The 22,566-nt window shown below is 65.6% G+C and carries 25 protein-coding genes; 10 read left to right on the forward strand and 15 right to left on the reverse strand.

What is annotated here, in order from left to right; all coding sequences use genetic code 11:
- Nucleotides 1-7: 7 nt before the first annotated feature.
- Nucleotides 8-1,123 (forward strand): YbhN family protein, encoded by a 1,116-nt coding sequence (locus AB0L63_RS28340; RefSeq protein ID WP_364506698.1) that lies wholly within the window; start codon nucleotides 8-10, stop codon nucleotides 1,121-1,123.
- Nucleotides 1,124-1,450: 327 nt separating this feature from the next.
- Nucleotides 1,451-1,825, forward strand: coding sequence for a DUF3054 domain-containing protein (locus tag AB0L63_RS28345; RefSeq protein WP_364506701.1), 375 nt, complete (start codon nucleotides 1,451-1,453; stop codon nucleotides 1,823-1,825).
- Here AB0L63_RS28345 and AB0L63_RS28350 read toward each other — a convergent pair whose 3' ends face one another.
- Nucleotides 1,826-3,505: an NTF2-like N-terminal transpeptidase domain-containing protein gene (locus AB0L63_RS28350; RefSeq protein WP_364506704.1), complete on the reverse strand. Its 1,680-nt coding sequence runs from the start codon at nucleotides 3,503-3,505 to the stop codon at nucleotides 1,826-1,828.
- 415 nt (nucleotides 3,506-3,920) lie between these two features.
- Here AB0L63_RS28350 and AB0L63_RS28355 point away from each other — a divergent pair, with 415 nt between their 5' ends.
- Entirely contained in the window at nucleotides 3,921-4,499 is a 579-nt protein-coding gene (locus AB0L63_RS28355; RefSeq protein ID WP_364506706.1) for a hypothetical protein, read from the forward strand.
- A gap of 24 nt (nucleotides 4,500-4,523) precedes the next feature.
- Entirely contained in the window at nucleotides 4,524-4,961 is a 438-nt protein-coding gene (gene aroQ, locus AB0L63_RS28360; RefSeq protein ID WP_364506708.1) for a type II 3-dehydroquinate dehydratase, read from the forward strand.
- 18 nt (nucleotides 4,962-4,979) lie between these two features.
- On the opposite strand, the gene AB0L63_RS28365 is transcribed toward aroQ, so the two are convergent.
- The 3 genes from AB0L63_RS28365 to AB0L63_RS28375 all read right to left on the reverse strand — a co-directional run bounded on the left by AB0L63_RS28365 (nucleotide 4,980) and on the right by AB0L63_RS28375 (nucleotide 7,002).
- Complete coding sequence (locus AB0L63_RS28365) at nucleotides 4,980-5,426, reverse strand: nitroreductase family deazaflavin-dependent oxidoreductase (protein WP_364506710.1); 447 nt, start codon at nucleotides 5,424-5,426, stop codon at nucleotides 4,980-4,982.
- 63 nt (nucleotides 5,427-5,489) lie between these two features.
- A complete protein-coding gene (locus AB0L63_RS28370; RefSeq protein ID WP_364506713.1) occupies nucleotides 5,490-5,828 on the reverse strand; it encodes an aldo/keto reductase in 339 nt (112 codons plus the stop codon).
- Complete coding sequence (locus AB0L63_RS28375) at nucleotides 5,812-7,002, reverse strand: Cmx/CmrA family chloramphenicol efflux MFS transporter (protein WP_364506717.1); 1,191 nt, start codon at nucleotides 7,000-7,002, stop codon at nucleotides 5,812-5,814. Before AB0L63_RS28375 ends, AB0L63_RS28370 begins: the two co-directional genes overlap by 17 nt.
- 445 nt (nucleotides 7,003-7,447) lie before the next feature.
- Between AB0L63_RS28375 and AB0L63_RS28380 the strand changes: the two genes are divergently transcribed.
- Nucleotides 7,448-8,563, forward strand: coding sequence for a glycerate kinase (locus AB0L63_RS28380; RefSeq protein ID WP_364506720.1), 1,116 nt, complete (start codon nucleotides 7,448-7,450; stop codon nucleotides 8,561-8,563).
- A 193-nt stretch (nucleotides 8,564-8,756) separates the two neighbouring features.
- Here the strand turns inward: AB0L63_RS28380 and AB0L63_RS28385 are convergent, their stop codons facing one another.
- The gene (locus AB0L63_RS28385) at nucleotides 8,757-9,113 is read right to left on the reverse strand and encodes a helix-turn-helix domain-containing protein (RefSeq protein WP_364506723.1); all 357 of its coding nucleotides are present in this window, start codon (nucleotides 9,111-9,113) and stop codon (nucleotides 8,757-8,759) included.
- 138 nt (nucleotides 9,114-9,251) lie between these two features.
- On the opposite strand from AB0L63_RS28385, the gene AB0L63_RS28390 reads away from it, so the two are divergent.
- A complete protein-coding gene (locus AB0L63_RS28390) occupies nucleotides 9,252-10,124 on the forward strand; it encodes an NAD(P)-binding domain-containing protein (protein ID WP_364506726.1) in 873 nt (290 codons plus the stop codon).
- A gap of 3 nt (nucleotides 10,125-10,127) precedes the next feature.
- On the opposite strand, the gene AB0L63_RS28395 is transcribed toward AB0L63_RS28390, so the two are convergent.
- Genes AB0L63_RS28395 through AB0L63_RS28405 form a run of 3 tightly spaced genes read right to left on the reverse strand, consistent with a single transcriptional unit; the run spans nucleotide 10,128 to nucleotide 12,152 of the window.
- Complete coding sequence (locus AB0L63_RS28395) at nucleotides 10,128-10,388, reverse strand: helix-turn-helix transcriptional regulator (RefSeq protein WP_364506729.1); 261 nt, start codon at nucleotides 10,386-10,388, stop codon at nucleotides 10,128-10,130.
- A complete protein-coding gene (locus AB0L63_RS28400; protein ID WP_364506732.1) occupies nucleotides 10,378-11,229 on the reverse strand; it encodes an ABC transporter permease in 852 nt (283 codons plus the stop codon). The genes AB0L63_RS28395 and AB0L63_RS28400 overlap by 11 nt, the downstream gene beginning before the upstream one ends.
- Nucleotides 11,226-12,152 carry an ABC transporter ATP-binding protein gene (locus AB0L63_RS28405; RefSeq protein ID WP_364506735.1) on the reverse strand — a complete coding sequence of 309 codons (927 nt, stop codon included), beginning with the start codon at nucleotides 12,150-12,152 and terminating at the stop codon, nucleotides 11,226-11,228. The genes AB0L63_RS28400 and AB0L63_RS28405 overlap by 4 nt, the downstream gene beginning before the upstream one ends.
- A gap of 122 nt (nucleotides 12,153-12,274) precedes the next feature.
- Between AB0L63_RS28405 and AB0L63_RS28410 the strand changes: the two genes are divergently transcribed.
- A complete protein-coding gene (locus tag AB0L63_RS28410) occupies nucleotides 12,275-12,616 on the forward strand; it encodes an SRPBCC domain-containing protein (protein ID WP_364506737.1) in 342 nt (113 codons plus the stop codon).
- Between the two features lie 347 nt (nucleotides 12,617-12,963).
- On the opposite strand, the gene AB0L63_RS28415 is transcribed toward AB0L63_RS28410, so the two are convergent.
- From AB0L63_RS28415 to AB0L63_RS28425, 3 genes are all read right to left on the reverse strand, one after another.
- Nucleotides 12,964-13,905, reverse strand: coding sequence for a sigma-70 family RNA polymerase sigma factor (locus tag AB0L63_RS28415; RefSeq protein ID WP_364506739.1), 942 nt, complete (start codon nucleotides 13,903-13,905; stop codon nucleotides 12,964-12,966).
- Between the two features lie 10 nt (nucleotides 13,906-13,915).
- Nucleotides 13,916-15,103 carry an FAD-dependent oxidoreductase gene (locus AB0L63_RS28420; RefSeq protein WP_364506742.1) on the reverse strand — a complete coding sequence of 396 codons (1,188 nt, stop codon included), beginning with the start codon at nucleotides 15,101-15,103 and terminating at the stop codon, nucleotides 13,916-13,918.
- A gap of 435 nt (nucleotides 15,104-15,538) precedes the next feature.
- The gene (locus AB0L63_RS28425; RefSeq protein WP_364506745.1) at nucleotides 15,539-17,137 is read right to left on the reverse strand and encodes an alpha/beta hydrolase; all 1,599 of its coding nucleotides are present in this window, start codon (nucleotides 17,135-17,137) and stop codon (nucleotides 15,539-15,541) included.
- A 192-nt stretch (nucleotides 17,138-17,329) separates the two neighbouring features.
- Between AB0L63_RS28425 and AB0L63_RS28430 the strand changes: the two genes are divergently transcribed.
- A complete protein-coding gene (locus tag AB0L63_RS28430; RefSeq protein WP_364506747.1) occupies nucleotides 17,330-17,641 on the forward strand; it encodes a GNAT family N-acetyltransferase in 312 nt (103 codons plus the stop codon).
- A 1-nt stretch (nucleotide 17,642) separates the two neighbouring features.
- On the opposite strand, the gene AB0L63_RS28435 is transcribed toward AB0L63_RS28430, so the two are convergent.
- Nucleotides 17,643-18,404, reverse strand: a complete 762-nt coding sequence (locus tag AB0L63_RS28435) for a 1-acyl-sn-glycerol-3-phosphate acyltransferase (RefSeq protein WP_364506750.1) — start codon at nucleotides 18,402-18,404, stop codon at nucleotides 17,643-17,645.
- Between the two features lie 115 nt (nucleotides 18,405-18,519).
- Here AB0L63_RS28435 and AB0L63_RS28440 point away from each other — a divergent pair, with 115 nt between their 5' ends.
- Entirely contained in the window at nucleotides 18,520-19,164 is a 645-nt protein-coding gene (locus AB0L63_RS28440; protein WP_364506752.1) for a YqgE/AlgH family protein, read from the forward strand.
- A gap of 323 nt (nucleotides 19,165-19,487) precedes the next feature.
- Here AB0L63_RS28440 and AB0L63_RS28445 read toward each other — a convergent pair whose 3' ends face one another.
- The 3 genes from AB0L63_RS28445 to AB0L63_RS28455 all read right to left on the reverse strand — a co-directional run bounded on the left by AB0L63_RS28445 (nucleotide 19,488) and on the right by AB0L63_RS28455 (nucleotide 21,878).
- Nucleotides 19,488-20,261, reverse strand: coding sequence for an ABC transporter permease (locus AB0L63_RS28445; protein ID WP_364506754.1), 774 nt, complete (start codon nucleotides 20,259-20,261; stop codon nucleotides 19,488-19,490).
- Nucleotides 20,258-21,235 carry an ATP-binding cassette domain-containing protein gene (locus AB0L63_RS28450; RefSeq protein WP_364506758.1) on the reverse strand — a complete coding sequence of 326 codons (978 nt, stop codon included), beginning with the start codon at nucleotides 21,233-21,235 and terminating at the stop codon, nucleotides 20,258-20,260. The genes AB0L63_RS28445 and AB0L63_RS28450 overlap by 4 nt, the downstream gene beginning before the upstream one ends.
- A gap of 127 nt (nucleotides 21,236-21,362) precedes the next feature.
- On the reverse strand, nucleotides 21,363-21,878 hold the full coding sequence (locus tag AB0L63_RS28455) for an EXLDI protein (protein ID WP_364506761.1): 516 nt from the start codon (nucleotides 21,876-21,878) through the stop codon (nucleotides 21,363-21,365).
- 193 nt (nucleotides 21,879-22,071) lie between these two features.
- Between AB0L63_RS28455 and AB0L63_RS28460 the strand changes: the two genes are divergently transcribed.
- A complete protein-coding gene (locus AB0L63_RS28460; RefSeq protein WP_364506764.1) occupies nucleotides 22,072-22,431 on the forward strand; it encodes a cupin domain-containing protein in 360 nt (119 codons plus the stop codon).
- Nucleotides 22,432-22,566: the final 135 nt, after the last annotated feature.

Genomic DNA, 22,566 nt, shown 5'->3' on the forward strand with positions numbered 1-22,566 from the left:
TGACCGCGTGACGGCCAATGGGGAACTAGCCGGCGATCCTGCGCCGCAGCCGTCCGACGACCCCACCGACGGACCGGCGAAACGTGGCCGTCGGCGCAGATTCCGGTGGGTCAAATGGGTGGCGGGCATCGCCTTGCTCGCACTGCTGATCGGCGAGGGTTACTACCTCTGGCCGCGACTACACGATTCCTGGAACAAGCTCACCGAAATTCATTGGGGCTGGGTCACCGCCTGCGTCTGGATGCAGGCGGTGTCGATGAGCGGATTCAGCCGAGTGCAGAAACAACTGCTGCATGCGGGCGGTGTCGAGGTCCGCCAGCGCAAGTCCGTCGCCGTCGTCTACGGCGCCACCGCGATGTCGGTGACGCTGCCTGCCGGGCAGGTGTTCTCCACCGCCTTCACCTATCGCCAGACCCGCCGTTGGGGTGCGAATTCGATCGTCGCCTCCTGGCAGTTGGTGATGTCGGGCGTGATCGCGACCGCCGGGCTCGCACTGCTCGGCGTCGGCGGCGCGCTGCTGGTGGGCAACCGGGTCGGGCCGTTCAAGCTCATCGTGTCGCTGGTCGGTGTGATCGCGCTGGTGTGGGTGGGCAACTATCTGTCGAAGAATCCGGGCGCGCTGGAGGCCGTGCTGCGCCGCGCACTCGCACTGCTCAACCGGATCCGCAAACGCCGCGCCGAGCAGGGCATGAACAAGATCGCCGATATGCTCGGGCAGCTGGAATCGGTGGATCTCGGCAAGCGCGACGGCGTATCGGTCGCGGCTTGGGCGCTGGTGCACCGCCTCGCCGATGTGGCCTGTCTCGGCGCGGCCTGCTACGCGGTGGGCGCCGATCCGAAGTGGGCCGGGCTGCTGATCGCGTTCACCGCGGGTAAGGCCGTCGGCTCGATCCCGTTCGCACCGGGCGGCATCGTCTACGTCGATGCGACGCTCATCTACGGCCTCACCGCGGGCGCGGCCCTGCCCGCCTCCCAGGCCGTCGCCGCCGCCTTCGTCTACCGCCTGGTGAGCTTTGTCCTTGTCGCGATCATCGGCTGGATCGTCTTCGCCTTCCTCTTCCGCACACCCCAGGCCGACGACGCGGAATTCGAGAAGGAATTCGAACAGCGCCGCGCGCTGTGACATTTCGCAGCGCCTGCGGCGCTGCGTGTTCGCTCGTAATACTCGCTCCGTGGTGGTCGGTGATGGCGGATCGTTCGGCACCTGGTGCGCGCTATCGAGACTCGCGCCCGCGCTTCGACGACTCGGCTGAGTCGATGACCGCGCCTCCGTACGAACGCGAGACAGGCCGCGAACTCCGCGCTCGTAAGACTCGATCCGTTGGGTCGACACTGTGGGGCTGTGGGCATGGCTCCGAACCCGAGGCGCGCGGGACAAGAGGTCGGCCAGCGAGGGTGCAGCAGGTGTCGGATCTCAGCGACTGATGCGGGCACTACTACGCTGGCCAGCGTGAGGAAACTGGTGCCTTTGGTGGTGGACGCACTGCTGGTGGTCTTGTTCTGCGCGATCGGGCGGCGCAGTCATGACGAGGCGATATTCACCGGACTGCTGAAGACGGTATGGCCGTTCGCGGTCGGGCTCGCGATCGGCTGGGTGGTCGCGGTCGCGGTGGCCAGCCGAGGATCCGGTGAACAGAAGGCACGATTCGACGGAACCGCGCTGTGGCCCACCGGAGTTCTCATCTGGCTCGGCACACTCTGCGGCGGCATGCTGTTGCGCGTGATCAGTGGTCAGGGCACGGCGTTGAGTTTCATGATTGTCGCGGCATCTGTGCTCGCGCTGTTCCTGCTCGGCTGGCGCGCGGCCGTCAAGGTCATCAACTGATTACAGCTCCGGTTTGGCCAGAGCTTGGAACAACCTGGCCGCCATCCGCGCGGTCGCGTCGCCGCTGTCGGCGTCGTTGATGTGGATCGCAAGAGCCAGATCCCCCGCATTCGCGATGAGCCAACCGTCATTGCCCGCGGTGGCCATAAAACCGATGACGTCGCGGTAGGGCCGCAGCGGCGCGAATTCCGGTCGGCCGGCGCCGTCGCGCAACATCGCGCGCAGTCGCTCGGTGAGCTCCGGTGACATCTCCGCGACCTGCGCGTCCGTCGTGGCCGGGCGTCCGGCCTCGATCATCGGTGGCGGCACCTGTCCGCGCGCGATGGCGGCCGCGGCGATCGCCATGCCGAATGGGCTGGCCAGCACCGCATCCGTACCACCGCCCTGGCGCACCTGCTCGGCACTGCGACCCGCCACCGCGACCCGACCGGTCACCTCGTCCAATCCCGGCACCTTGTAATCGACACCGACGCCGAGATTCGGCGCGGATTCGGCCGCATCCTGCACCGAAACGTCCTGCGGTGCCTTGTTCTTCAGCACCGAGGCCACATTGCGGAACAGATCGATATTGGTGCCGACCGGGTAAAGCCCGGTAAACGCGACCGAGCCGTGCTCAGTGGCCTGCGAATTCTGCGCGACGGCGACGACCGCGCCGCTGGACGGTTGGATCGCCACGATCGAGGCGGGCGTGCCGACGCTCACCACCGCATCCTCGGCGGCGCGCTGCAGGCGCTGATCCATGGTGGCCGCGATATCCGGACCGGGCGGGCCCTGGTAACCGGCGATCTGGCCGACGAAACGTCCGTCCTGTTCATAAATCTGCACACCCCAACCGGCGTGCTGATCCTGGTCGTCCTGCCATACCTTGCGCAGCGCGTCCAGCATCGGCGACCAGGTCCGACGGTCGGCGGAGATCAGCCGCGGCTGCTTCTCCATGACCACGCCGGGCACCCGGGCCAGCGCGGATTCCAGGATCGCGAAATCGGGTTCGCGCAGATTCACCGCGACGATCGGCTTGCCCTGTGCGGCCGACAGCTGCTGCAGCAGCGCCGGTCCGGTGATCAGCGGCGCGACCGGTTCGATGGCCTTGGCCAGCGCGTTGGCCGAGGCCACCTGATCGGTCGTCTTGGTGGGGTCGAGTGTTATCACATTGATGATCTGCTCGGTCATCAGCGCTTCGCCGGCGATGTCCTTGACCCGCGGCGGTGGGGTCGGTGTGGTGCGCACCAGCCGGACCGTGCGGTTGTGGTCCAGCTGCGGCATGACGACGGCGGGATCCCATGAGATGCGCCAGCCGATCGCCAACTTCCGCACATTGCCCTGCAGGCTGTATCGCCAGGTCTTGTTCTCGCCGAAGTTCCAGGCGACATCCATGCTGAACAGGCCTGCCTCGCGGTCCAGGCCGATGAATTGGGTTTTCTGGTAATCGACCTTACCCGGCTGCAATCCGGCGAACATTTGTTTCAGCGTTGCGGATGCGGCCGTGGGATAAGATGTGAGCTCCGCGGCCTTGGTGTAGTCCTGCTCGTCGAGCAGTGCGGTGAAGCGATCGACAACATACTCGGCCTCATCACGCTTCACATCCGAACCACAAGCCCCGATTGCGATAGCCAGCGCCACCACCCCCGAGAGTGCGATTGCGCCCCGGACGCGATAGCGGCGGGATCCCCACACATCCATGTCGCCCACTCTTTACTCTTGTCACTCCAGTAACAAGACCACCGTACCTGAAATTAGCTGCCCGCCGTGCCGCGCCGGCCGGATGTTACCCATGCTCAGCATCTCCAATTGTGCCCGAAGCCCGTGCTTCGGTTGCTCGACCATGGACGTTCCCCGCCCCATTGCGGCAACCGGCGCCGCAACCGTACCGGCCGGAACACGAACTTGCCAGAAAACGGCCCGCGTCGGCGTTTCGGCTGCCCCTCGCCCGCGTTTCGATCGTGCAGGCCTCATTGACCAGCACACACCTTTCTTCGGCGTATCCGCACGGCCCGTGACCGAAACCGTTCGCACAGAGCGGAACCACTCGCACGCCTTGCGGGCGTAATCTTGTAATCAGTGAAATACAGGCACCACAGTAAGTAGGTGAATCCCAATGAGGCATGAGCATCGGGGACGGGGCTTCGGACGACCGGGCGGCTGGCAGCAGGCCGATCTACCGGATCCCGCGGATGCCCCCGATTGGTTCGCTGGACGATTGCCAAGCGACTGGTTCGCCGGGCCGCCCGTCATCGAAATCGACCGGGACGAGATCGTGGTGATCGGTACGCTTCCGCCGGTATCGGAAAAGGAAGACACTCCCGGCGACGAGGTCCCGGCGGCGACGAAAGAGGGCGCCGTCGCCCGCTTCCGCGAGACCACCCGCCCGGCCCGCATGCAGATCGCGAATGAGGCCCAACGCCGCTACGGTCGCAGCGTCGCCTGGGGCGTCGCCGTGGACGGCGAACGAATCATGTTCACGCACTTGGCGGTCCCGGTGATGACTCGACTGCGGCAGCCGGAGCGCAAGGTGCTCGACACGCTCGTCGATTCCGGCGTGGCGCGCTCGCGCGCGGATGCGCTGGCGTGGACGGTGAAGTTGGCGGGAAAGCATGCCGAAGCCTGGCTCGAGGAGTTGCGCACCGCCATGCGGAAGGTCGACGACCTGCGGTCGGAAGGTCCGCAAGGACTCTGAACACGGCGGACTAGTGTCTTAGCCATGTCGACACCTGGTCCGATCCTGGTTCTCAACGGCCCGAACCTCAATATGCTCGGCACCCGCCAGCCGGAGGTCTACGGGTCGGCCACACTCGATGATGTCGTCGAATTGTGCCGAAAGACCGCCGCCCGGTACGGCCGCGAGATCGATGCGTTCCAGTCGAATTCCGAAGGAGCGCTGATCGATCGGATCCACCGGGCGCGCGGCGTCGAGTCGGGCATTGTCATCAATCCCGGTGGGCTCACGCATACTTCGGTCGCGCTGCGTGATGCGCTGGTGATTCCGGAACTTCCGATCGTCGAGGTGCACATCAGCAATGTGCACGCGCGCGAGGAGTTCCGGCATCACTCCTACATCTCTCCCATCGCCACCGCGGTGGTGGCCGGAATGGGGATCCAGGGCTACGCCGCCGCGATCGAATTCCTGATCAAACGCTGACCGAATTGCCTTGTCACACTAGGCGAGGCGGAAGACCGGGAAGCCCGGTGCGATCTCGGCCAACTCCGCATCCGTGGCGTCCGAGGTGACGCCATCGAAGAACTTGCCGACCTCCCAGCCCCACTTCTGCAGGTAGAGGCGCAGCAGCGGCACCTTGTCCGCATCGGCCACTTCGGTTGCCGTGAACGCCTCGACCTTGCGACCCAGCCGCAGTTCACCATCGCCCGCGACGCGCAGGTTCCGCACCCACTGGGTGTGGCCGCGCGGCGCGACCAGGTAGCGCGCGCCGTCGGTATCGGTCAGCAGATTGACCATGGTGGTGCGCCATTCCCCACTCTTGCGGCCGCGCACGGCCAATAGCCGCGACCCCATGATGCTGATGCCGAGGCGCGGCAGCCAGTTGGCGATCTTGTTCACAATCGGGTCCATGCCGGTGGGACTGATGTAGCGGGTGCTGGCGTTCATTTCCTACTCCTCGTGAGCACTGCTCTCTGTTGAGACCAGTGTTCCATGCCGGTTCGCGCCATGTCAAGAGCACTGCTCTCTTTTCCTGGCGATGGTGTTGCCAGCGGGTGGTCGTCCCGCGGCGCGGCGCTGGGATATACCGCGCGGATTGTCCGGGTATTCCGCGGCGGCGAGCTGCGAGTGCAAATGGTCGATCGTGCGCGGACCGATGATGGCGCTGGTCACGCCGGGATGTGCGGTTACGAAACCGAGCGCGAGCTGGATCATCGTCAAACCGGCCGCGTCGGCGACGTCGGCCAGTTGCTCGACCGCAGCCATTTCGGCCCGGTTGGCCGGGATGGTGGTGTCGAAGCGTTGTCGCCGACCCGCGACCGCCAATAGAGCGTCAACGTGCGCCGGCACGTGCCTGCCCGACCTCGCTCGCGAAACGCCGACGCTGCCCCATCACAGCGACACCCACCGCGACAGCGGTAAAGGCGGCGCTGCACCACAATGCCGCGGTTGGTCGATCAGCGCGATCGACAACCAGACCTGCAGTGACAGGGCCGAGAACAGCGCCGATGTTGAAGGCAGTGGTTGCCAAGGCGCCAGCGGTACACGGAGCAACCGATGTAGCGGTCTGCACGATTGTCGCGATCAGCGTCGAACCGACACCGAACGCGACCGCACCCGCCACCACCGACATGACCAGCACCGCGATCAGCGCGTCCGCGGTCACAGCGGCCAGCAGCCAGACTCCGGCGAGTACGACCGTTCCGACGACGACGATCCGCCGCCGGTGGCGGTCGCTGTAGCGACCGGTGACCGTCACGCCGAGAAACGAGCCGACGCCGAACAAGGCCAGCACCAAGGGAACCCACCGGTTACCCCCAATGCCGGTCGTGATGGTGCCGAGATAGGTGAACCCGGCGAAGGTTGCGGCGTTGACCAGGACTCCGGCCAGGACGGCGACCTGGACCGGCCGCTGCCGCAGCACCGGCCATTCGCTCCGCATCGACGGTGCTTGCCCATCCGGCAGAGCACGGTCGCGCACGTCACCACCGAGCATCATCCATACCGGCACGAGCACGGCCGCGCTGGTGACGGCAACCGCCCAGAACGCCGAACGCCAACCCCAGACCTGACCGAGCAGCGTGCCCGCGGGAACACCGGCAATGCAGGCCACCGTCACACCGGACACCACAACCGAGGTCGCGCGCCCGATCACCGCCGGACCGACCAACCTCGGCAACGCGGCCAGCACGATCGCCAAGAATCCGGCATTGGCGACCGCCGCGACAACGCGAGTCACCAGCAGAACCGCGAATCCGGTTGTGACAGCACCGACAATATGAGCGGCACAGAACAACCCCAAGAACGCCGTGACCGAATATCTGACAGGCAACCGGCCCGCCGCCAGCGCCAGCACCGGTGCCCCCAACACCATGCCAGCCGCGAACAGCGAGGTCAGCAAACCAGCGGCACCGAGCGAGACCCCGATATCGTCCGCGATCTGCTCCAGCAATCCCGACACCATGAACTCGGATGTGCCCTGCGCGAAAACCGCAACAGCAAGCGCGAACACCACAATGGGCATAAGAGAGAACTCCCCGGATACAGGGCGCCACAGTAAGAATCACGGCACCCGAGATGGATTGCAGAATCGGGCGAACCATCACCCGACAGCAAGAAACCAACATCGTCCGGCGCTGCGAGATACCAAACCGCGCCAGCCGCTGAGCGACTGGCGAGAACCACACTCACAACGCCGCCCAGCACACAGGCCAGGCGGCTACCTTCTGGACGCCTCCGGAGAACTCACCCCGACACCCTAACAAGCCAAATGACTGTGCGTCCCAAGTGCTGGACGACGGCCGGAATTCGGGAGCGCCACCCATCCGACCGCGGCCTATCTGATCGAGTAGACGAACTTTCGGTGTTGCTGAACCAGTCTCCTGGAGTTGAATGGCCGGGTAGGAGTTCAAGCGGCTAGGGCCTGGGTCCGACGTGCACCCGCCGGTATTACACCCGACAATGTGGGGATGATATCCGCGCCCCGGGTGGTGATCGCCCCGGACAAGTTCAAGGGCTCGCTGACCGCCGCCGAGGTGGCGGCTGCCCTGGCCGCAGGCATGACGCGCGCTTGTCCGGAAGCGAAGATCCGGCAGGTGCCGGTTGCCGATGGTGGCGAAGGAACCGTCGACGCATTCGTTTCCGCCGGTTGGGAGCGGATCGAGGTCGATGCGCCGGGGCCGACGGGAGTGGCCGACACGGCCGCCTACGCGGTGCAGGGAACCACGGCGGTGATCGAATTGGCCGCAGCGGTCGGGCTGACGAAACTGCCAGGGGGACAACTTGATCCGCTAGGGGCGCACACCTATGGACTCGGTGTCGTCATCGCACATGCGCTGGATCGAGGGGTAACCGATATCGTCCTCGGCTTGGGCGGCAGCGCCTCCACCGACGGTGGGGCGGGCATGCTGCAAGCACTCGGCGCTCGGATCCTCGACGCAGACGGCACTGAATTATCCACCGGCGGGGCGACTTTGGCGCGTGCCACGCGATTGGACCGCACCGGATTGCATCCAGGGATCGCGACGGCGACCTTCACCTTGGCCTGCGATGTGGACAATCCACTACTCGGCCCGACCGGCGCGGTCGCGGTATATGCGCCACAGAAGGGGGCGACGCCATCGGATCTGCCCATTCTCGAAGCAGCACTGACGAATTGGGCGACTGTCGTCGCACCGGAATTCGCGGAGGTACCCGGTGCGGGCGCGGCGGGCGGCACCGGGTTCGGCGCACTCGCGGTGCTCGGCGCACGGGTTCGCAGCGGGATCGAGGTCGTGCTCGAACTCCTGGATTTCCCAACACTTCTCGACGGAGCCACTCTGGTAGTCACCGGCGAGGGTGCCCTCGATACCCAAAGCCTGCACGGTAAGGCCCCGATCGGTGTCTGCGAGGCCGCGCGCAGAGCAGGCGTCCCGGTGGTAGCCGCAGCTGGCCGAACACAATTGACGCCCCATGAGATTCGAGCGGCGGGCTTCACCGCCTGCTACGCTCTCGCCGATCTGGAACCGGACCCCGCCCGCTCCATCGCCGATGCGGCGCGGTTGCTTGCTCACGTCGGCGAGCAAATAGGTCTGGACAACCTGTGAAATGCGTTTGGCTCGAGTTCAACGTCGACGGGTCGGACCGTGGACCCTGGATGATCTTGAATGAAGTTCTCTTGGGCGATGATTCCTCTTGCGACAGAAGGAAATTAACTCCAAAAGCTTCGTTGAACAGTGTGCACAATACCGGCCGCGCCGGTGCGCTCGGGGACTTGTCGGGGTTCGGGTCGCGCCCTGGCTAGCCTGCCGCGGCCAGCAGATTGCCGAGCAATTCGTCGCGGTGCTTATCGCCCCAGGCCTCGAGCGGGCGTAGCGCCACTTCGAGTTCTTCGCCGAGTGGCGTGAGCGAGTATTCGACGCGCGGGGGAACCTCGGGGAAGACCTCGCGGTGGACTACACCGCTGGCTTCCAGGTGACGCAGATTCTCCGCGAGCACCTTTTCGCTGACTCCGGTGAGCAGCCTGCGGATCTGACCGAAGCGCTGCGGACCAACGGCGAGCACCCACATCAGATGCAGCTTCCACTTGCCGCCGACGACGTCGATCGCCACCGACATGCCGCACACATTGTGATCCATGTCACTGCTCACGCCCACCGCGCTCCTTCTGACCTGAATTCGAACCTCGAGGTAAGCAACCCCACCTGAACGTGCGGTCTTCCCGACCCTACCTGCGACAACGACCATGGATCTCGCGCACGACAACATATCGAACAAGAACCGAAGGGGCACAACATGTCCGAACAGACCTCCGTCTCCGTCGTCGGCCTCGGGCCGATGGGTCAGGCCATGGTCCGAGCCTTCCTGGATGCCGGTATCGAGGTGACGGTGTGGAATCGCAGCACCGAGAAGGTCGACGCCATGGTCGAACTCGGCGCGCGGCGGGCCGCCACGGTCGCCGAAGCGCTGGACGCCAATGCGGTCACCGTGCTCAGCCTCACCCACTACGCCGCCATGTACGACGTATTGGGGCAGGCCACCGACCACCTCCAGGGCAAGGTGATCGCCAACCTGTCCTCGGACTCGCCGGAGAAAGCGCGCAAGGGTGCCGAGTGGGTGCGTTCGCACGGTGCGGAATTCATTTCCGGCGGCGTCATGTCGGCGGGCGACAATATCGTCCATCCGGCGTCGTACATCTTCTACAGCGGCCCGAAAGCGGTCTTCGACGCGCATGCCGAACTGCTGCGACCGCTGAGTCCGCAGGAGTACCTCGGCGCGGACGACGGTCTCGCGCAAGTCTTCTACCAGGCGCTTTTGACGATCTTCCATCCCTGGCTGCTGGCTTTCGACCAGGCGACCGCGGTCATCGAGCGTTCCGGCCACAGCATCGCCCAGTTCATCCCGTTCGCCGTCCGCTCGAATGCCGCATTTCCCTACTTCATGGAGACGCACTCGGTCGCCAACCAGAACGGCGGCTGGGCAACCCTGGCCAGCCTGAAAATGATGGACGCGGGTGCGCAGCACATTATCGACGCCAGTGAAGAGGTCGGTGTCGATGCGACGTTCTCCCACACCGCACAGGCATTCTGGCGCAAGGCCGTTGCCGCCAGCGAGCAGCACGGCCGGGCCGTTTCCACCTACGCTCTCATGCGTGGCAAGGCGGTGTGACGATCAGGCATCTCCTGCGGCTCGGGCGGATTCGACGCCGGAACCCAATCGCGGGAACGGGGTGGCGGAGAAGATGACCTCCACCGCGACCTCGAAATACGCCGCGATCCGCAATGCCAGATGCAGGCTCGGACTGTACTCACCGCGCTCGAGGTAACCGATCGTCTGATAGTGCACGCCGAGCGCTTCGGCAAGCTCCCGCCGGGAGATGCCGCGCTCGGCCCGCAACATGGCAATGCGGTTGTAGATGACCTCAGTAGGCACCCTGAATCGCCTTCTCGCGGCGCGCCGCCACGTTCGACCCGGACTCGCGACGTGCCATCCTACGCAGCACGATCGGCGCGAGCAGCAGCCCGGCCACCGCCCAGACACCTAGCACGGCAATGGTTTCCAGATGTCGCCAGGAATGACCGAGTTCGATGGCCACCGCATCACCCGGCAGCATCGCCGAACGCATGCCGAGCCCGACCCAGTAGACGGGGAACACCTGCGCCACGCCCTGCAGCCAGCCCGGCATGGAGGTGATCGGATAGAAGATGCCGGAGAACCCCACTATGCCCATGATCGGCAGCGCGACGAAACCGACGTTGCGCGGGCTGCTGAACAGCGATCCGAGCACCGCGCCGACCGGCATGGTCGCGAGCATGCCGAGCGCGACGACGCCGATCAGGCCGAGCCAGGAACCGACGCTGTCCATTACGGTGCCGTCGACCAGGAAGAGCCCCGAAATCAGCACGATCAGGAACGGTATGACTACCCAGCCGGTGGTCGTTACGATCTTGCCGATCAGGTAGCCGACCATGCCGTTCGGAGTTGCCTTGGCGCGCAACAGTGTTCCGTCTTCGCGTTCCATGGTCAGCATCTGGGCAATGCCGAACATACCGTTGAAGGCGACGAGCAGGCCGAGGATGCTCGGCAGGGCCAGCGACCCGAGTGCGAAGCCGCTCGCCTCGAAGGTCGCCTTGCGCATGAAGAACAGCACGATGACCATAGCGACCGGCGCGAACAGCATGCCCCACAGATCCTGCACATTGGTGAGCATTTGCCGCATTTCGATCAGTCCACGCCGGATACCGGCCCGGACCGTGGCGTCGATCGGATTCATCGCGTAACCTCCTCCAGCGAATGGACCTCGGTTTCGAGCCGCCCGGACTCGTATTGCCGCACCAGCGCCATATACGTGTCCTCCAACGAGGCACGGCGCACCTCTAGTTCGCCGATCTGGTCGCCGTGCTGCTTGAACAGCTCGTAGACGAACTCGGTCGACTCGGTGCTGGTGTGCACAAACCGTTGTCCATCGTGGGTCCAACGGATTTCGGCCTCGCCCGCGATGCGGCGCGACAGTTCGTCGGCCGAGCCGTCGGCGATGATGCGGCCACCGGCCAGGATCATGATGCGGTCGGCGAGCTTCTCGGCCTCGTCGAGATCGTGCGTGGTGAGCAGGATGGTGGTCCGGTCGTCGGCGAGCTGATGTACCAGATCGTGGAATTCGCGGCGGGCCTGCGGGTCGAAGCCCGCGGTCGGTTCATCGAGGAACAGCAGTTCCGGGCGGCCAACGATGCCGATGGCGACATCCATACGACGGCGCTGCCCGCCGGACAGCGATCCGATCTTGCTGTTCGCCTGCTCGGTGAGACCGACGGCGGCAATGAGTTCGTCAGTGTCCCAAGGCCGGTGGATCGTATCCGTGCCATATGGTGCGTAATACGAGCCGAGGTGTGAAAGCAGTTCGCGCACACGCCATTTGGCATGGTCGCGCCAGGACTGCAGGACTACACCCAAGCGCGCCCGCCAAGCTTCGTCGGCATGCGCCGGATCCATGCCGAGCACCTCGACGCGGCCCGCGGAGCGCATGCGGAAACCTTCCAGAATTTCAATGGTCGTGGTCTTACCCGCGCCGTTCGGACCGAGGAGCACCAGCACCTCGCCCGGCCGGGCTTGGAACGTCACATCGTGCAGGACATCGGTCGTGCCGTACCGCATCCGCAATCTTTCGACGTCGAGCGCGACGCCGTCACCCATGGTCATCTCATCCTCCCGTTGTGAGATCGGGACTATTCGTAGTATATCTACTACATTGCGCCGCGACAATGCTGTTTCTTGCCAACACTGATTGACATGCAGCCAAATGGCTGCCTATTGTCTCGGAAATGGTATGGCACCAAAAGGATTGGACCAGTAAGGACGCGAAACAGGTTGTCTTGGAGGCGGATCCGTACACCCGGCTCTCCTACACCTGGCACACCTTCGACGCCACCTTCGCCACTACCTTCGAAATGAACCCGGATGACGTGGCGGCCTGGGCCCGCGAGCCCCGCTCGACCTTCGAAATCGAGCCCAAGGGCGAAACCGTGAAATTGACTGTCATCCATGATGGTTTCGAGCCCGGAAGCGCTGTACTGGCGGGAATCAGCGGCGGCTGGCCGAGCATCTTGTCGAATCTCGAGACCTTGCTGGGGACGGGCGAGACCCTGCCGGAACCGGACGTATGACTGCCGTCGGGTGACCCTGATGGTGGCGTGCGCGAGACGGCCGACGTGATGATCGATACGGCCCAAACCGTCGGCGCGACAACGGCGGTCGCGCTTACCGACGAGGTTCCGTAGAGCCTGGTCAGCATCGGTGTGCCGCCCGACGGCGAGCTGAAGCGGCTATGATCTGCGGGAATCGTCAGCGGCGCAATGTGTCTCGTGAACCATCGTAATCGGACGCCGGTGCAACGCAGGCCAGGCCCCAGCCACCGCCGCCCACGACGTCGACCACGGCCAAGTCGCGGTGCTCGCCGAACGGTTCGACGGGAATCGACGGACGAACGTGAGATCGACTGTCGGACGGCCGGCTACCACGATTCGATCAGCGGGACATCATGCTCCTGCCGCTGCCATTCCTCGTTGAGCCGACCGAGTCGGTCCTGAGCGGCGAGGCCGCGCACGCCTGCGATCTTGTCGTCACGGATCTCCAGGATCAGGACGCCGAGCACCCGATTGTCGATCGTGGCGAGCATGGCCGGGCAGCCGTTGACCACGACGGCATGGATCGAGGGCGAGCCACCGGCGAGTCTCCGCTTGGCCGGAGACGGTTTGAAGCCGGCCCGCATCGCGCTGGCGATCCGCTCCGGAGTCGAGTACCGGATCAGCTTCTCGGCCAGCCCCAGCCCGGCGCCGTCGGAGACGCCGGTCGCGTCGTCGGTCAGCAGCGCCACCAGCCGTTCGGTCCGGCCCGAGGAGGCGGCATCGACGAACGCCTCGACGATTCGACGCGCGGAGGCATGGTCGATATCAGTGCCGTTGCCGGCGACGGCGATTCGACGCCGGGCTCGGTGAATGTGTTGCTGACTCCCGGACTCGGTGATGCCGAGAATCTCGGCTATCTCGGCGTGGCTGTACGCAAAGGCCTCGTGCAGCACGTACGCGGCCCGTTCGACCGGCGACAGACGCTCCATGAGGGTCAATACCGCCAGGGTCACCGATTCGCGCTGCTCGACGGTCTCGGCCGGGCCCAGCATCGGGTCGCCGTCGAGGAGCGGTTCGGGCATCCAGGTGCCGACCGCGCGTTCGCGCCGCACCTTCGCCGAACGGAGCCGGTCGAGCGCCAGGTTGGTGACGATCTTGGTCAGCCATGCCTCGGGCACCTCGACGTACTCCCGGTCGGCGGCCTGCCATCGCAGGAACGCGTCCTGCACCGTGTCCTCGGCGTCGGCGGCCGAGCCGAGCAGACGGTAGGCGAGCGAGGCCAGCCGATTGCGGCTGGCCTCGAAACGCGCCACGGTGGCAGTGTCCATGAGCACGACTCTATGCGGCGACCACGTCGGGCGAGTGCTCTCGGGTGGTGGCCAGGCGGTACTTGTGACTCGGCATTCCGAAGGTCGGGTGGCTCAGGCTCCAGGCGGAAGTATCGAGGATCGCCGACTTGACGCGCGCGGCCGCCCGGCCACGTAGGGCCCACGACTTCGATTGCGCGTCACCGTCGACCAACTGGAACAGCCCGTCCTTCCGGCCGAGGCTGATGTGGTTGCCGACATACAACAGCGAGGTCGTCGAGATCTTGCGCCCGGTCCGGTCCCCGATGATCGCGGCCGTCGCCTGCATGCTGGTGAATCCCGCGGAAGCACAGGACATCGGCAACGGCCGACCGTTGTCGCCGATGACGAAGGCGCTGTCACCGGCAACGTAGACGTCCGGGTGCGAGACCGACCGCATCTGACGGTCGACCGCGATCTGGCCGTTGGGTACCACCTCGAGGCCGCTGGCGGCGGCGATCGGGTGGACAGCGAAGCCAGCGGCCCACACGGTCGCGTCGGAAGCGAAAGCGGTGCCGTCGGCGGCGACCGCCGCCGCCTGCTCGACGCGTTCGATGGTGGTGTGCTCGTGGACCGTGATGCCGAACCGGTCGAAGGCACGCAGCAGGTGACGGCGGGCCTTCGGGCCCAGCCAGCCGCCCAGTTCGCCGCTGGTGGCGAGGCTGACCCGAAGTCCTGGACGGGATTCGGCGATCTCGGTGGCGGCCTCGATCGCGGTCAGGTTGCCGCCGACTACCAGCACCTTCGCGTCCTCGCCCAGCGCATCCAGGCGTGCGCGCAGGCGCAGCGCGGACGGCCGCGCGGCCACGTGGAAGGCGTGCTCGTCGACGCCCCGAACGTCGTGGTCGGCGGTGCTGCCGAGCGCGTAGAGGAGGGTGTCGTATTCGAGCCGGTCGATGCCCTCGCCGTCGGCGAGTGTGACAGTCCGGTGCTCGGCGTCGACGCTGGTTACCCGCGCCAGTCGTAGCCGGATGCCGGTGCCGGCGAACACCTCCGCCAGCGGCCGGTGGCGGAGATCCCGCCCGGCGGCGAGCTGATGCAGGCGCAGCCGCTCGACGAAATCGGGTTCGGCGTTGACGACGGTGATCTCGAAGTCGTCGGAGTGGAGTTGGCGGGCCAGATATCCGGCGGAGAAGGCTCCGGCGTATCCGGCCCCGAGAACGACAATGCGGTGCTTCATGGTTCGCTCCTGTCTGGTTCGCGTGCTCCTTGAACGAGACAGCCCCCGAATTCCTGACAGCATCAACCAGTGACGTGGCTCACCCCCGAGGCCCGCTCGGCGGGCCAGCGATCTCATCGTAGACGGGTGGCGAGTAACTCTGCGCACGGCCGCGACCGCACGGGATCGGCTGGCTTCCCGTGTCGCAGAACTGCATCCGTGGGATAGCCCGGAGGTGTCCGCGTCACCGCTCGAATGGTGTCTCGACAGCTATGCCGAGCTGGATCGAGCGCACTACAGCCGAGCAGGGATAGGCGCGCAATTGGCTACCGTATGTGCCAGTTCCGAGCCCGCCCGCGAGACCGGTTGCGGCACATCGTCGCAACCTTCGGTAGACGCACGAGAGGCGGCGATGTCGGCCGTACGCGGGGTGTCGGCCGTGCCGCGCGGGCTCCCCTACTGCAATGGCGCCTGGTCGGCGTGGTCGATGGTGACCTGACCGGTGCACAGATACGTCATCACGGCGTCGTCGACGGCGGCGTTGCCGCGGCCGAATGCGCCGTGGTCGCCGCCCTCGACCGTGATCAGTGACCCGCCGATGGCCTGGGCCATGGCCGGGCCGCCCGCGTACGTCGTCAGCGCATCCCAACGGCTCTGTAGTAGCAGTGGGCGGGTGCGCAGATCCTTGCCGGTGATCGGTACCGGCTTGGTCACCGGTTTCCAACTGCCGCAGGCGGTTCCGGAGCGGACCAGGTCGGCGCGGGCGTCCATGGCGTTGCCGCCGGAGGCGATGGTGGCGAAGGCCGAGCCGATCAGCTCGTAGCGGCCGGGCACATTGTTCTCATTGCAGGTGATGGCCGAGAAGACGAAGCGGCCGGTGGGATCGGTGCTGGTCGCACCCTCGATGGCGAGTAGCTGGCGGACATTCTTCGGATCGATATTCGCCGCCGCCATCGCCTTGGCGAAAGTCGGCCAGAAAGTGCGGGTGTAGGTGGCGACCGCGGTCGCACCGACCAGCGGCACCTGTGCGGACGCACCGCCGGTGACCAGCAGGCGCACCAGATTCTGTACCTTGCCCGCCTGTTCCATACTGTCGTTGAAGCCGTCGCGGGCGATTTCGGCGAGCGGTTCGGGTAGCGCGCCGGGCAGGTCGGCGACGCTCGCGGGTGGCGGGGTCAGGTTGGCGTACCAGCCGCCGCCCTGGTCGGCGACCAGGCGCACCCAGTTCTGGTAGACCTGCAGTGCGGTATCACCGAGCCCGTATTCGCCGCCGTGTTCGGCGATCCAGGCGAACAGATCGTCGAGCCGCTGCTTGCCCGCTACCTGCTGCTGAGCGAACTCCTCGGTCCATACCCAATCAGGATTGACGTTGGAGTCCAACACCATTCGATCCACCCGGCTCGGGAACAACGACGCGTACACCGCGCCGAGATAGGTGCCGTATGACGTGCCGAGGTAACTGATCCGATCCACGCCGAGCGCGGCACGCACCTCGTCCAGATCGCGGGCGGTGCTCTCGGTGGTGATGGTGTCGAGGTAGCCGGGCAGCGCGGCGTCACAGGCCTTCTTGATATCGTCGCGGTTCCCACCGCCGAGCGAAACTTGGTCGCCCTCAGCCGATTTCGAGGCCGCGCTGGTGGTTTGCGAATCGCAGCGCAGCGGCGTGGCCCAGCGCAGTCCGCGCGGCTGCACCGCGACCCGATCGTAATGCGTATTGAGCTCGGCAGGCATCGAGTCGATCCGGCGGGCCCAGTAGTCGAGGGCATCCGCACCGGGCCCGCCCGGATTCGCGACGATGACGCCCCGACGCTCCCCGGTCGCGCCGATGCGGCTGACGGTGAGTTCGATGCGCGCGCCGCCGGGGTCGGCGTAATTCATCGGGACGGAGACCACCGCGCACTGCACACCGCGGCCCTCGGTCACCGACGAGTCCGGGCAGGCGCCGAAGGATGCGGCGGGTGCGGCCGCAGCCCAACCCGTCACGATCGATCCGCTGATCAGGCTCGCGGCGGCGACCGTGACCAGCGCTCGCGCAAAACCTGGCGTCCTCATCATGTTTCGTACCTCCGCCGGGCTCTGCTGTATTCGATTGGCGGCGTTCGCGGATCCGTCCGTGGGTCGAAAGCGTTCGGCACGACCATCAGCATTCTGGTCAGCCGCGCGCCGGTAGACAAGTCGAGCGGCCGATCGACTGCGATTGGCATTGCGGTGCAAACCCCTTCGCACCCACCGGAGTAGCGTCGAGCCATGTCGACTGAGGTCCGTAACAACTTCGCGCTGGAACGCTTCGAGATCTACGTCGACGGTGCCATCGCCGGCTACGCCGAATACCAGGACACCGGCGCCGAGCGAGCCTTCATACACACCGAGCTCGATTCCGGGTACGAAGGCCGCGGATACGGCCGGGTGCTGGTACAGGCGGCTTTGAACGCCTCACGTCAGGAGGGTTTCGGCATTCTGCCGATGTGCCCCCTGGTGCGGCACTTCGTCCAGTCGCAACAGGAGTACATCGCGACGGTTCCGCAGTGGGCGCGCCAGAAGCTCGGCCTGCCGCTGTAGGTCAGTACGCGGCGACGGCTCCGTCGAGTGCCTGCTGCAGATCTGTGCGCACCAGCCGGGCGATCTCCGCGGGCTTGCTCGGCAGCTCGGTGATCGGCACCCCGAAATAGAAGCTGGCCGCCTTGGCCTCCTCCTTGGTGACCGGCAGGCTGGGATCGGGTCGCGGCCCATAGCTCAACCCCAGGCTGACCAGGACTGGCTGCGCACCCAGCTTCATGGCGCGGAACGCGATATGCCCGATCCCGCTGCCCACCGTCTGCACCTCGGTGTGGTCGACCTCGTTGCAGGTGCCCTCCGGGAAGACCGCGATGCCGTCGCCGTCGGCCATCCGCTCCGCGCAGATATCCATCATCCGCTGCCCGGCCGCATTCACCGCCCGCAGGCCGTGGTCCTTACCGCGGAATACCGGGATGCCGCCCATCATGTCGATCTTGCGGCGCTGGCCGGAGTCGAGGAACAGTTCATCCTTGGCCAGCACGCGGACCCGCCCGATCACGCGCCGCAATTCGCTGCGCCAGGCCGTGGCGGCGACGGTGTACGGGTCGGATTCGGAGAGGTGGTTGAGCGCGACGAGCAACGGCCTGCGCTGGCGAATCACCTGGTGCAGTAACTTTTGCGCACCCTCGGCATAGGTGACGCGCGGATGGTATCGACGCCCCAGAAAGGCGTATGCGCTCCACGCCTGGAACCGGTTCTGCCGGTGGTCGCGATAGAAGTCGTACACAGTGTCAGCGTTGTCGAGCAGGACCTCGGGCCGTTCCATGGCCACACCCTAACCGGTCTGTTTCGGGGTGTTTGCGCTCCAGGGCGCCCTATGTCCGAGAATCCGCCACGCCGCTTGACCGACGAACCGCCCGTGCCAGTGCGATGATGTCGAGGTGGCACGCGCAGATGACCCGGACGATCGGAAAATTCGCGGCGGACACGGTGACCGCAGGCGACGCGATTTCCGGCAGGGCGAGCAGGTGGTGCGCGCAGGCACCCTGCTGGTGTCGGCGACCGAACTGGTCGAGCCGACCTTCCGGCGCACCGTCGTGTACATCATCGAGCACAACGAGGCGGGCAGCCTCGGTGTGGTGCTCAACCGCCCGAGCGATACCGCGGTGCACGACGTGCTTCCGCGCTGGACCGAGGCGGCCGCCGCACCGCGCACGCTGTTCATCGGCGGCCCGGTCAAGCGGGACGCGGCGCTGTGCCTCGGCACCGTGCGGGTCGGCGCGTCGATCGCGGGCGTGCGCGGACTCCGCCGCATCGATGGTCGCGTCGTGCTCGTCGACCTCGACGCGGACCCGGACCAGATCGGTCCGCTGATCGAGGGCCTGCGGATCTTCGCTGGCTATGCGGGCTGGACCTTCGGCCAACTCGAGGGCGAACTGCAGAACAACGACTGGATCGTCCTGTCGGCGCTGCCGTCGGATCCGATCAGCACCGGCCGCCGGGACCTGTGGGCCCAGGTGCTCCGCCGCCAGCCGCTCCCCCTGTCGCTACTCGCCACACATCCGATTGAACTGGAACGCAACTAGGGACGTGGTCTGCATGAAGGAGGAAATACCGACATGCGACGAGACAACTGATCTGGTGAGAACATCGGCACCTCGCCGGGTAGATCCAGAAGTCGACCACCCCCGCAACCGCCGGCCCGCGACGATGCCCACGGACCACCCAACGACCGACAAAAGGCGCGGAGAGGCGGGGAGCAGGTGACGGATGCCCGAAGAACTGGCCGAGCTCATGCGGGTTCTGTATCAAGACTGGCAACATCATCCTCCGCGGAACGGTCTGACGCGCTGGCGCGACAGTCTATCCCCCCGCCGAATTCGGCGGGGGGATAGACGCTTTCGGTGATTCAGCGCTTGGCCTGCTTGCGGAAGACCGAGATCGACCAGAAGTATCCGACCAGCGCGAGGCCGACGCACCAGGCGATCGAGATGATGCCGTTATTGCCGATCTCCGTGCCCATGAGCAGGCCGCGGATGGTTTCGGTGAGCGGGGTGAACGGCTGGTACTCGGCGAACTGCCGCATCACCACCGGCATGGTGTCGGTGCTGACCAGCCCGCTGCCGAGGAATGGCAGCATGATCAGCGGGAAGGGCATATTGCTCGCGCTCTCCGGACTCGACGCGACCAGTCCCATGCCGACCGCGAGCCAGGTGAGCGCGAACACGAGCATGGCGAGCAGTCCGAATGCGGCGATCCACTCGACGACACTCGCCGACGGCCGGAAACCGACGAGCAGCGCGACACCGACCATAGCCGCGATGCCGAGCAGGGCCTGGATCAATGCCCCGATCACATGTCCGACGAGTACCGAGGACTGCGAAATCGCCATCGTGCGAAAACGATTCACAATGCCCTTGGTGGTGTCGGTGCAGACCGAGACCGCCACACCCGCGGTCAGATACGCTGGGATCATCAACAGCATGCCCGGGGTCAAGTAGTCGATGTAGTGACCGCCGGACGACTTCTCCAGTGCGCCGCCGAAAACGTAGTTGAAGACGAGCAGCAGGATGATCGGCATGAGGATGATGCTGAAGGTCATGCTCGGGTACCGCTTCGCATGAAGCAGGTTGCGCCGCAACATCGTTTTCGAGTCGGCGAGCGCGTAAGCCATAGTACTCATCGCGCAAACTCCTTTTCGGCGGTGGGATGTCCGGTGAGGGTGAGGAATACGTCGTCGAGGGTGGGGGTGTGCACGGAAAGTCCGGCGACCTCGATCTGTTCGTAGTCGAGCCGGTCGAGCACCGCGCGCAGCGATTTGACACCGCCATCGCTCGGGACGGCGAGGGTGAACTCCTCTTCGGCCGCGTCATCGACGACGCGCGCGTCCGGTCCCAATGCCGTTGCCGCGGCGGCGAGTCCGAGCTGATCGGCGAATTCCAGTCGAATATGTCCGCCGGGTATCCGCCGCTTCAATTCGGCGGCGGTGCCCTCGGCGACGATCCGGCCGTGGTCGAGCACCGCGATCCGGTCGGCCAGTTGATCGGCCTCCTCGAGATACTGGGTAGTGAGGAAGACCGTCACGCTGTATTCGTCGACCAGCGTGCGGATCATGTCCCAAATCGCCCGCCTGCTGCGCGGATCCAGGCCGGTGGTCGGCTCGTCCAGGAAGATGATGCGCGGATCGCCGACCAGCGTCATGGCCAGATCCAGCCGCCGCACCATACCGCCGGAATAGGTGGCCGCGGTCTTGTCACCGGCCTCAACCAGATCGAAGCGCTCCAGCAGCTCCGCGGCCAGCCGCTTACTGTCGCGCCGCGGCAGATGATGCAGATCGCCCATCAGGATCAGGTTTTCCCGTCCGGTCAGCAATTCGTCGACCGCGGAGAACTGGCCGGTGACACCGATCGCGGTGCGCACGGCATCGGGTTCGGTGACCAGATCATGGCCGTCGATGCGGATATCGCCCGCGTCGGGGCGCAGCAGCGTGGTGAGGATCTGCACTGTGGTGGTCTTGCCTGCGCCGTTCGGGCCGAGCAGGGAGTAGATCGTGCCCTCCGGAACCGTGATGTCGATGCCGTCGAGCACCACGTGTTCACCGAACGATTTACAGACGCCCTGCGCCGCGATGGCGGGGGCGCGATGACCGTTGGTCATGGTCTTCCTTCCCGAAAGTTTCATAAATTAATTCGAATGACAGCATGAGTTACCTGCACCGCGACCGGAGTCCGGTGCGGCGTCGAGTGTGTTGTATTCGGTTGATTCGACGGGTTGTCGAGTTCGGCTAGATATCGAGTTCCTCGACCGGCGGGCGGTCGGCGATATCGGCTATCCGCTCATAGAGCTTGTCCGGAATCTTCCCCTTCAATTCGCCCAGCGAATCGACGACCTCGAAAATGAAGTCGCCCCAGTCCTGATCGCCGACGCCGAGCAGGCGACGCCAGTTCGTCAGATCCTTGACCCAATTGGTGTTCTGTGGATATTCGGCCCAGTTCGAGTACTGGGCGTGGAGGACGAACTTGCCCTTCCGGCTGCGATACACCCGGACGTGTTCGATGCGCTCTTCGTTCACATCGCGATGCTCGCCGAGCAGAGCGCCGGAGAAGCGGACCTGACGCGCGCCGTTGTGACCGACCCGGAGTACTACCTCGTCGTAGCCCTCCAGCCTGCCCTCTTCCAGCTCGATGAACCGCCGCAGCGCGGTGGTCACCGCCCCCGAAAGGTTGCCGCCGACCAATTCCTGCGCGCGCTGGAATAGCGGCAGATCGTCATCGGCAACATAGATCGTCTTGTTGGGCATGAACTCACTATACGTAGATGTATACGTACACGCAAGAGGTGACGGCACACAAGAATTTCCTGATGAATCAAGATCAAGTGGAGCCTATGGCGGGAGCTTCTCGGCTGGATTCAGGCGATGCCGCCGTATGTTCCACCTGATCTTGATCGCGCGGTGGTTCGATGGGGAGGTGGTGCGGTGGCGGAGGTTCGAGGTGAATGGGGCGCCGGCGCGGGGGACGGCGAGTCGGGTGCTGTTCCGGTTGACGCTAGGGCGGCGCGAGGTCATTGGCCGCCAGACGGTTATCGAACCGGGTGGGACCAGCGGCTGGCACTACCACGACGGCACGCTGCTGGTTCTGGTCGCCCGTGGCATCCTCGACCACCCCGGTGCCGACTGTGTCCCGGTCACCTACCGCCACGGCCGCATCTTCCGCGAACCCAGCGGCCCGTCCTACCCACATGTGGCACGCAATCTCGGAACAAAACCGGTGACGCTGTTCGTGCTGTACCTGAACCCGGTCGGCAGCCCGCTGTCCCACCACGTCGACCCGCCTGAATGCGCCGACCAATAGCGTTCGAGCCAACAGTGCTGGCCGCACGCCCCGATGAACAGGAATCTCAATGACGATGTCAAGCTGCGACCGGGGCTCCGGTGACGCTCGGGGGCTTGGTGTCGAAGGGCCGGTTGTCGCGCAGCAGTGCCCACA

Source organism: Nocardia sp. NPDC051990 (assembly GCF_040680755.1).
In the GTDB taxonomy this organism is placed as follows: Bacteria; Actinomycetota; Actinomycetes; order Mycobacteriales; family Mycobacteriaceae; genus Nocardia.

What these genes read in the sequence shown, in the direction of transcription:
- AB0L63_RS28425 (WP_364506745.1), bottom strand. Translation starts at nt 17,137, where the DNA reads ATGATGAGGACGCCAGGTTTTGCGCGAGCGCTGGTCACGGTCGCCGCC.
- aroQ (WP_364506708.1), top strand. Translation starts at nt 4,524, where the DNA reads ATGTCGACACCTGGTCCGATCCTGGTTCTCAACGGCCCGAACCTCAAT.
- AB0L63_RS28400 (WP_364506732.1), bottom strand. Translation starts at nt 11,229, where the DNA reads ATGAATCCGATCGACGCCACGGTCCGGGCCGGTATCCGGCGTGGACTG.
- AB0L63_RS28430 (WP_364506747.1), top strand. Translation starts at nt 17,330, where the DNA reads ATGTCGACTGAGGTCCGTAACAACTTCGCGCTGGAACGCTTCGAGATC.
- AB0L63_RS28355 (WP_364506706.1), top strand. Translation starts at nt 3,921, where the DNA reads ATGAGGCATGAGCATCGGGGACGGGGCTTCGGACGACCGGGCGGCTGG.
- AB0L63_RS28450 (WP_364506758.1), bottom strand. Translation starts at nt 21,235, where the DNA reads ATGACCAACGGTCATCGCGCCCCCGCCATCGCGGCGCAGGGCGTCTGT.
- AB0L63_RS28365 (WP_364506710.1), bottom strand. Translation starts at nt 5,426, where the DNA reads ATGAACGCCAGCACCCGCTACATCAGTCCCACCGGCATGGACCCGATT.
- AB0L63_RS28455 (WP_364506761.1), bottom strand. Translation starts at nt 21,878, where the DNA reads ATGCCCAACAAGACGATCTATGTTGCCGATGACGATCTGCCGCTATTC.
- AB0L63_RS28350 (WP_364506704.1), bottom strand. Translation starts at nt 3,505, where the DNA reads ATGGATGTGTGGGGATCCCGCCGCTATCGCGTCCGGGGCGCAATCGCA.
- AB0L63_RS28420 (WP_364506742.1), bottom strand. Translation starts at nt 15,103, where the DNA reads ATGAAGCACCGCATTGTCGTTCTCGGGGCCGGATACGCCGGAGCCTTC.
- AB0L63_RS28435 (WP_364506750.1), bottom strand. Translation starts at nt 18,404, where the DNA reads ATGGAACGGCCCGAGGTCCTGCTCGACAACGCTGACACTGTGTACGAC.
- AB0L63_RS28375 (WP_364506717.1), bottom strand. Translation starts at nt 7,002, where the DNA reads ATGCCCATTGTGGTGTTCGCGCTTGCTGTTGCGGTTTTCGCGCAGGGC.
- AB0L63_RS28380 (WP_364506720.1), top strand. Translation starts at nt 7,448, where the DNA reads ATGATATCCGCGCCCCGGGTGGTGATCGCCCCGGACAAGTTCAAGGGC.
- AB0L63_RS28410 (WP_364506737.1), top strand. Translation starts at nt 12,275, where the DNA reads ATGGTATGGCACCAAAAGGATTGGACCAGTAAGGACGCGAAACAGGTT.
- AB0L63_RS28390 (WP_364506726.1), top strand. Translation starts at nt 9,252, where the DNA reads ATGTCCGAACAGACCTCCGTCTCCGTCGTCGGCCTCGGGCCGATGGGT.
- AB0L63_RS28405 (WP_364506735.1), bottom strand. Translation starts at nt 12,152, where the DNA reads ATGACCATGGGTGACGGCGTCGCGCTCGACGTCGAAAGATTGCGGATG.
- AB0L63_RS28445 (WP_364506754.1), bottom strand. Translation starts at nt 20,261, where the DNA reads ATGAGTACTATGGCTTACGCGCTCGCCGACTCGAAAACGATGTTGCGG.
- AB0L63_RS28415 (WP_364506739.1), bottom strand. Translation starts at nt 13,905, where the DNA reads ATGGACACTGCCACCGTGGCGCGTTTCGAGGCCAGCCGCAATCGGCTG.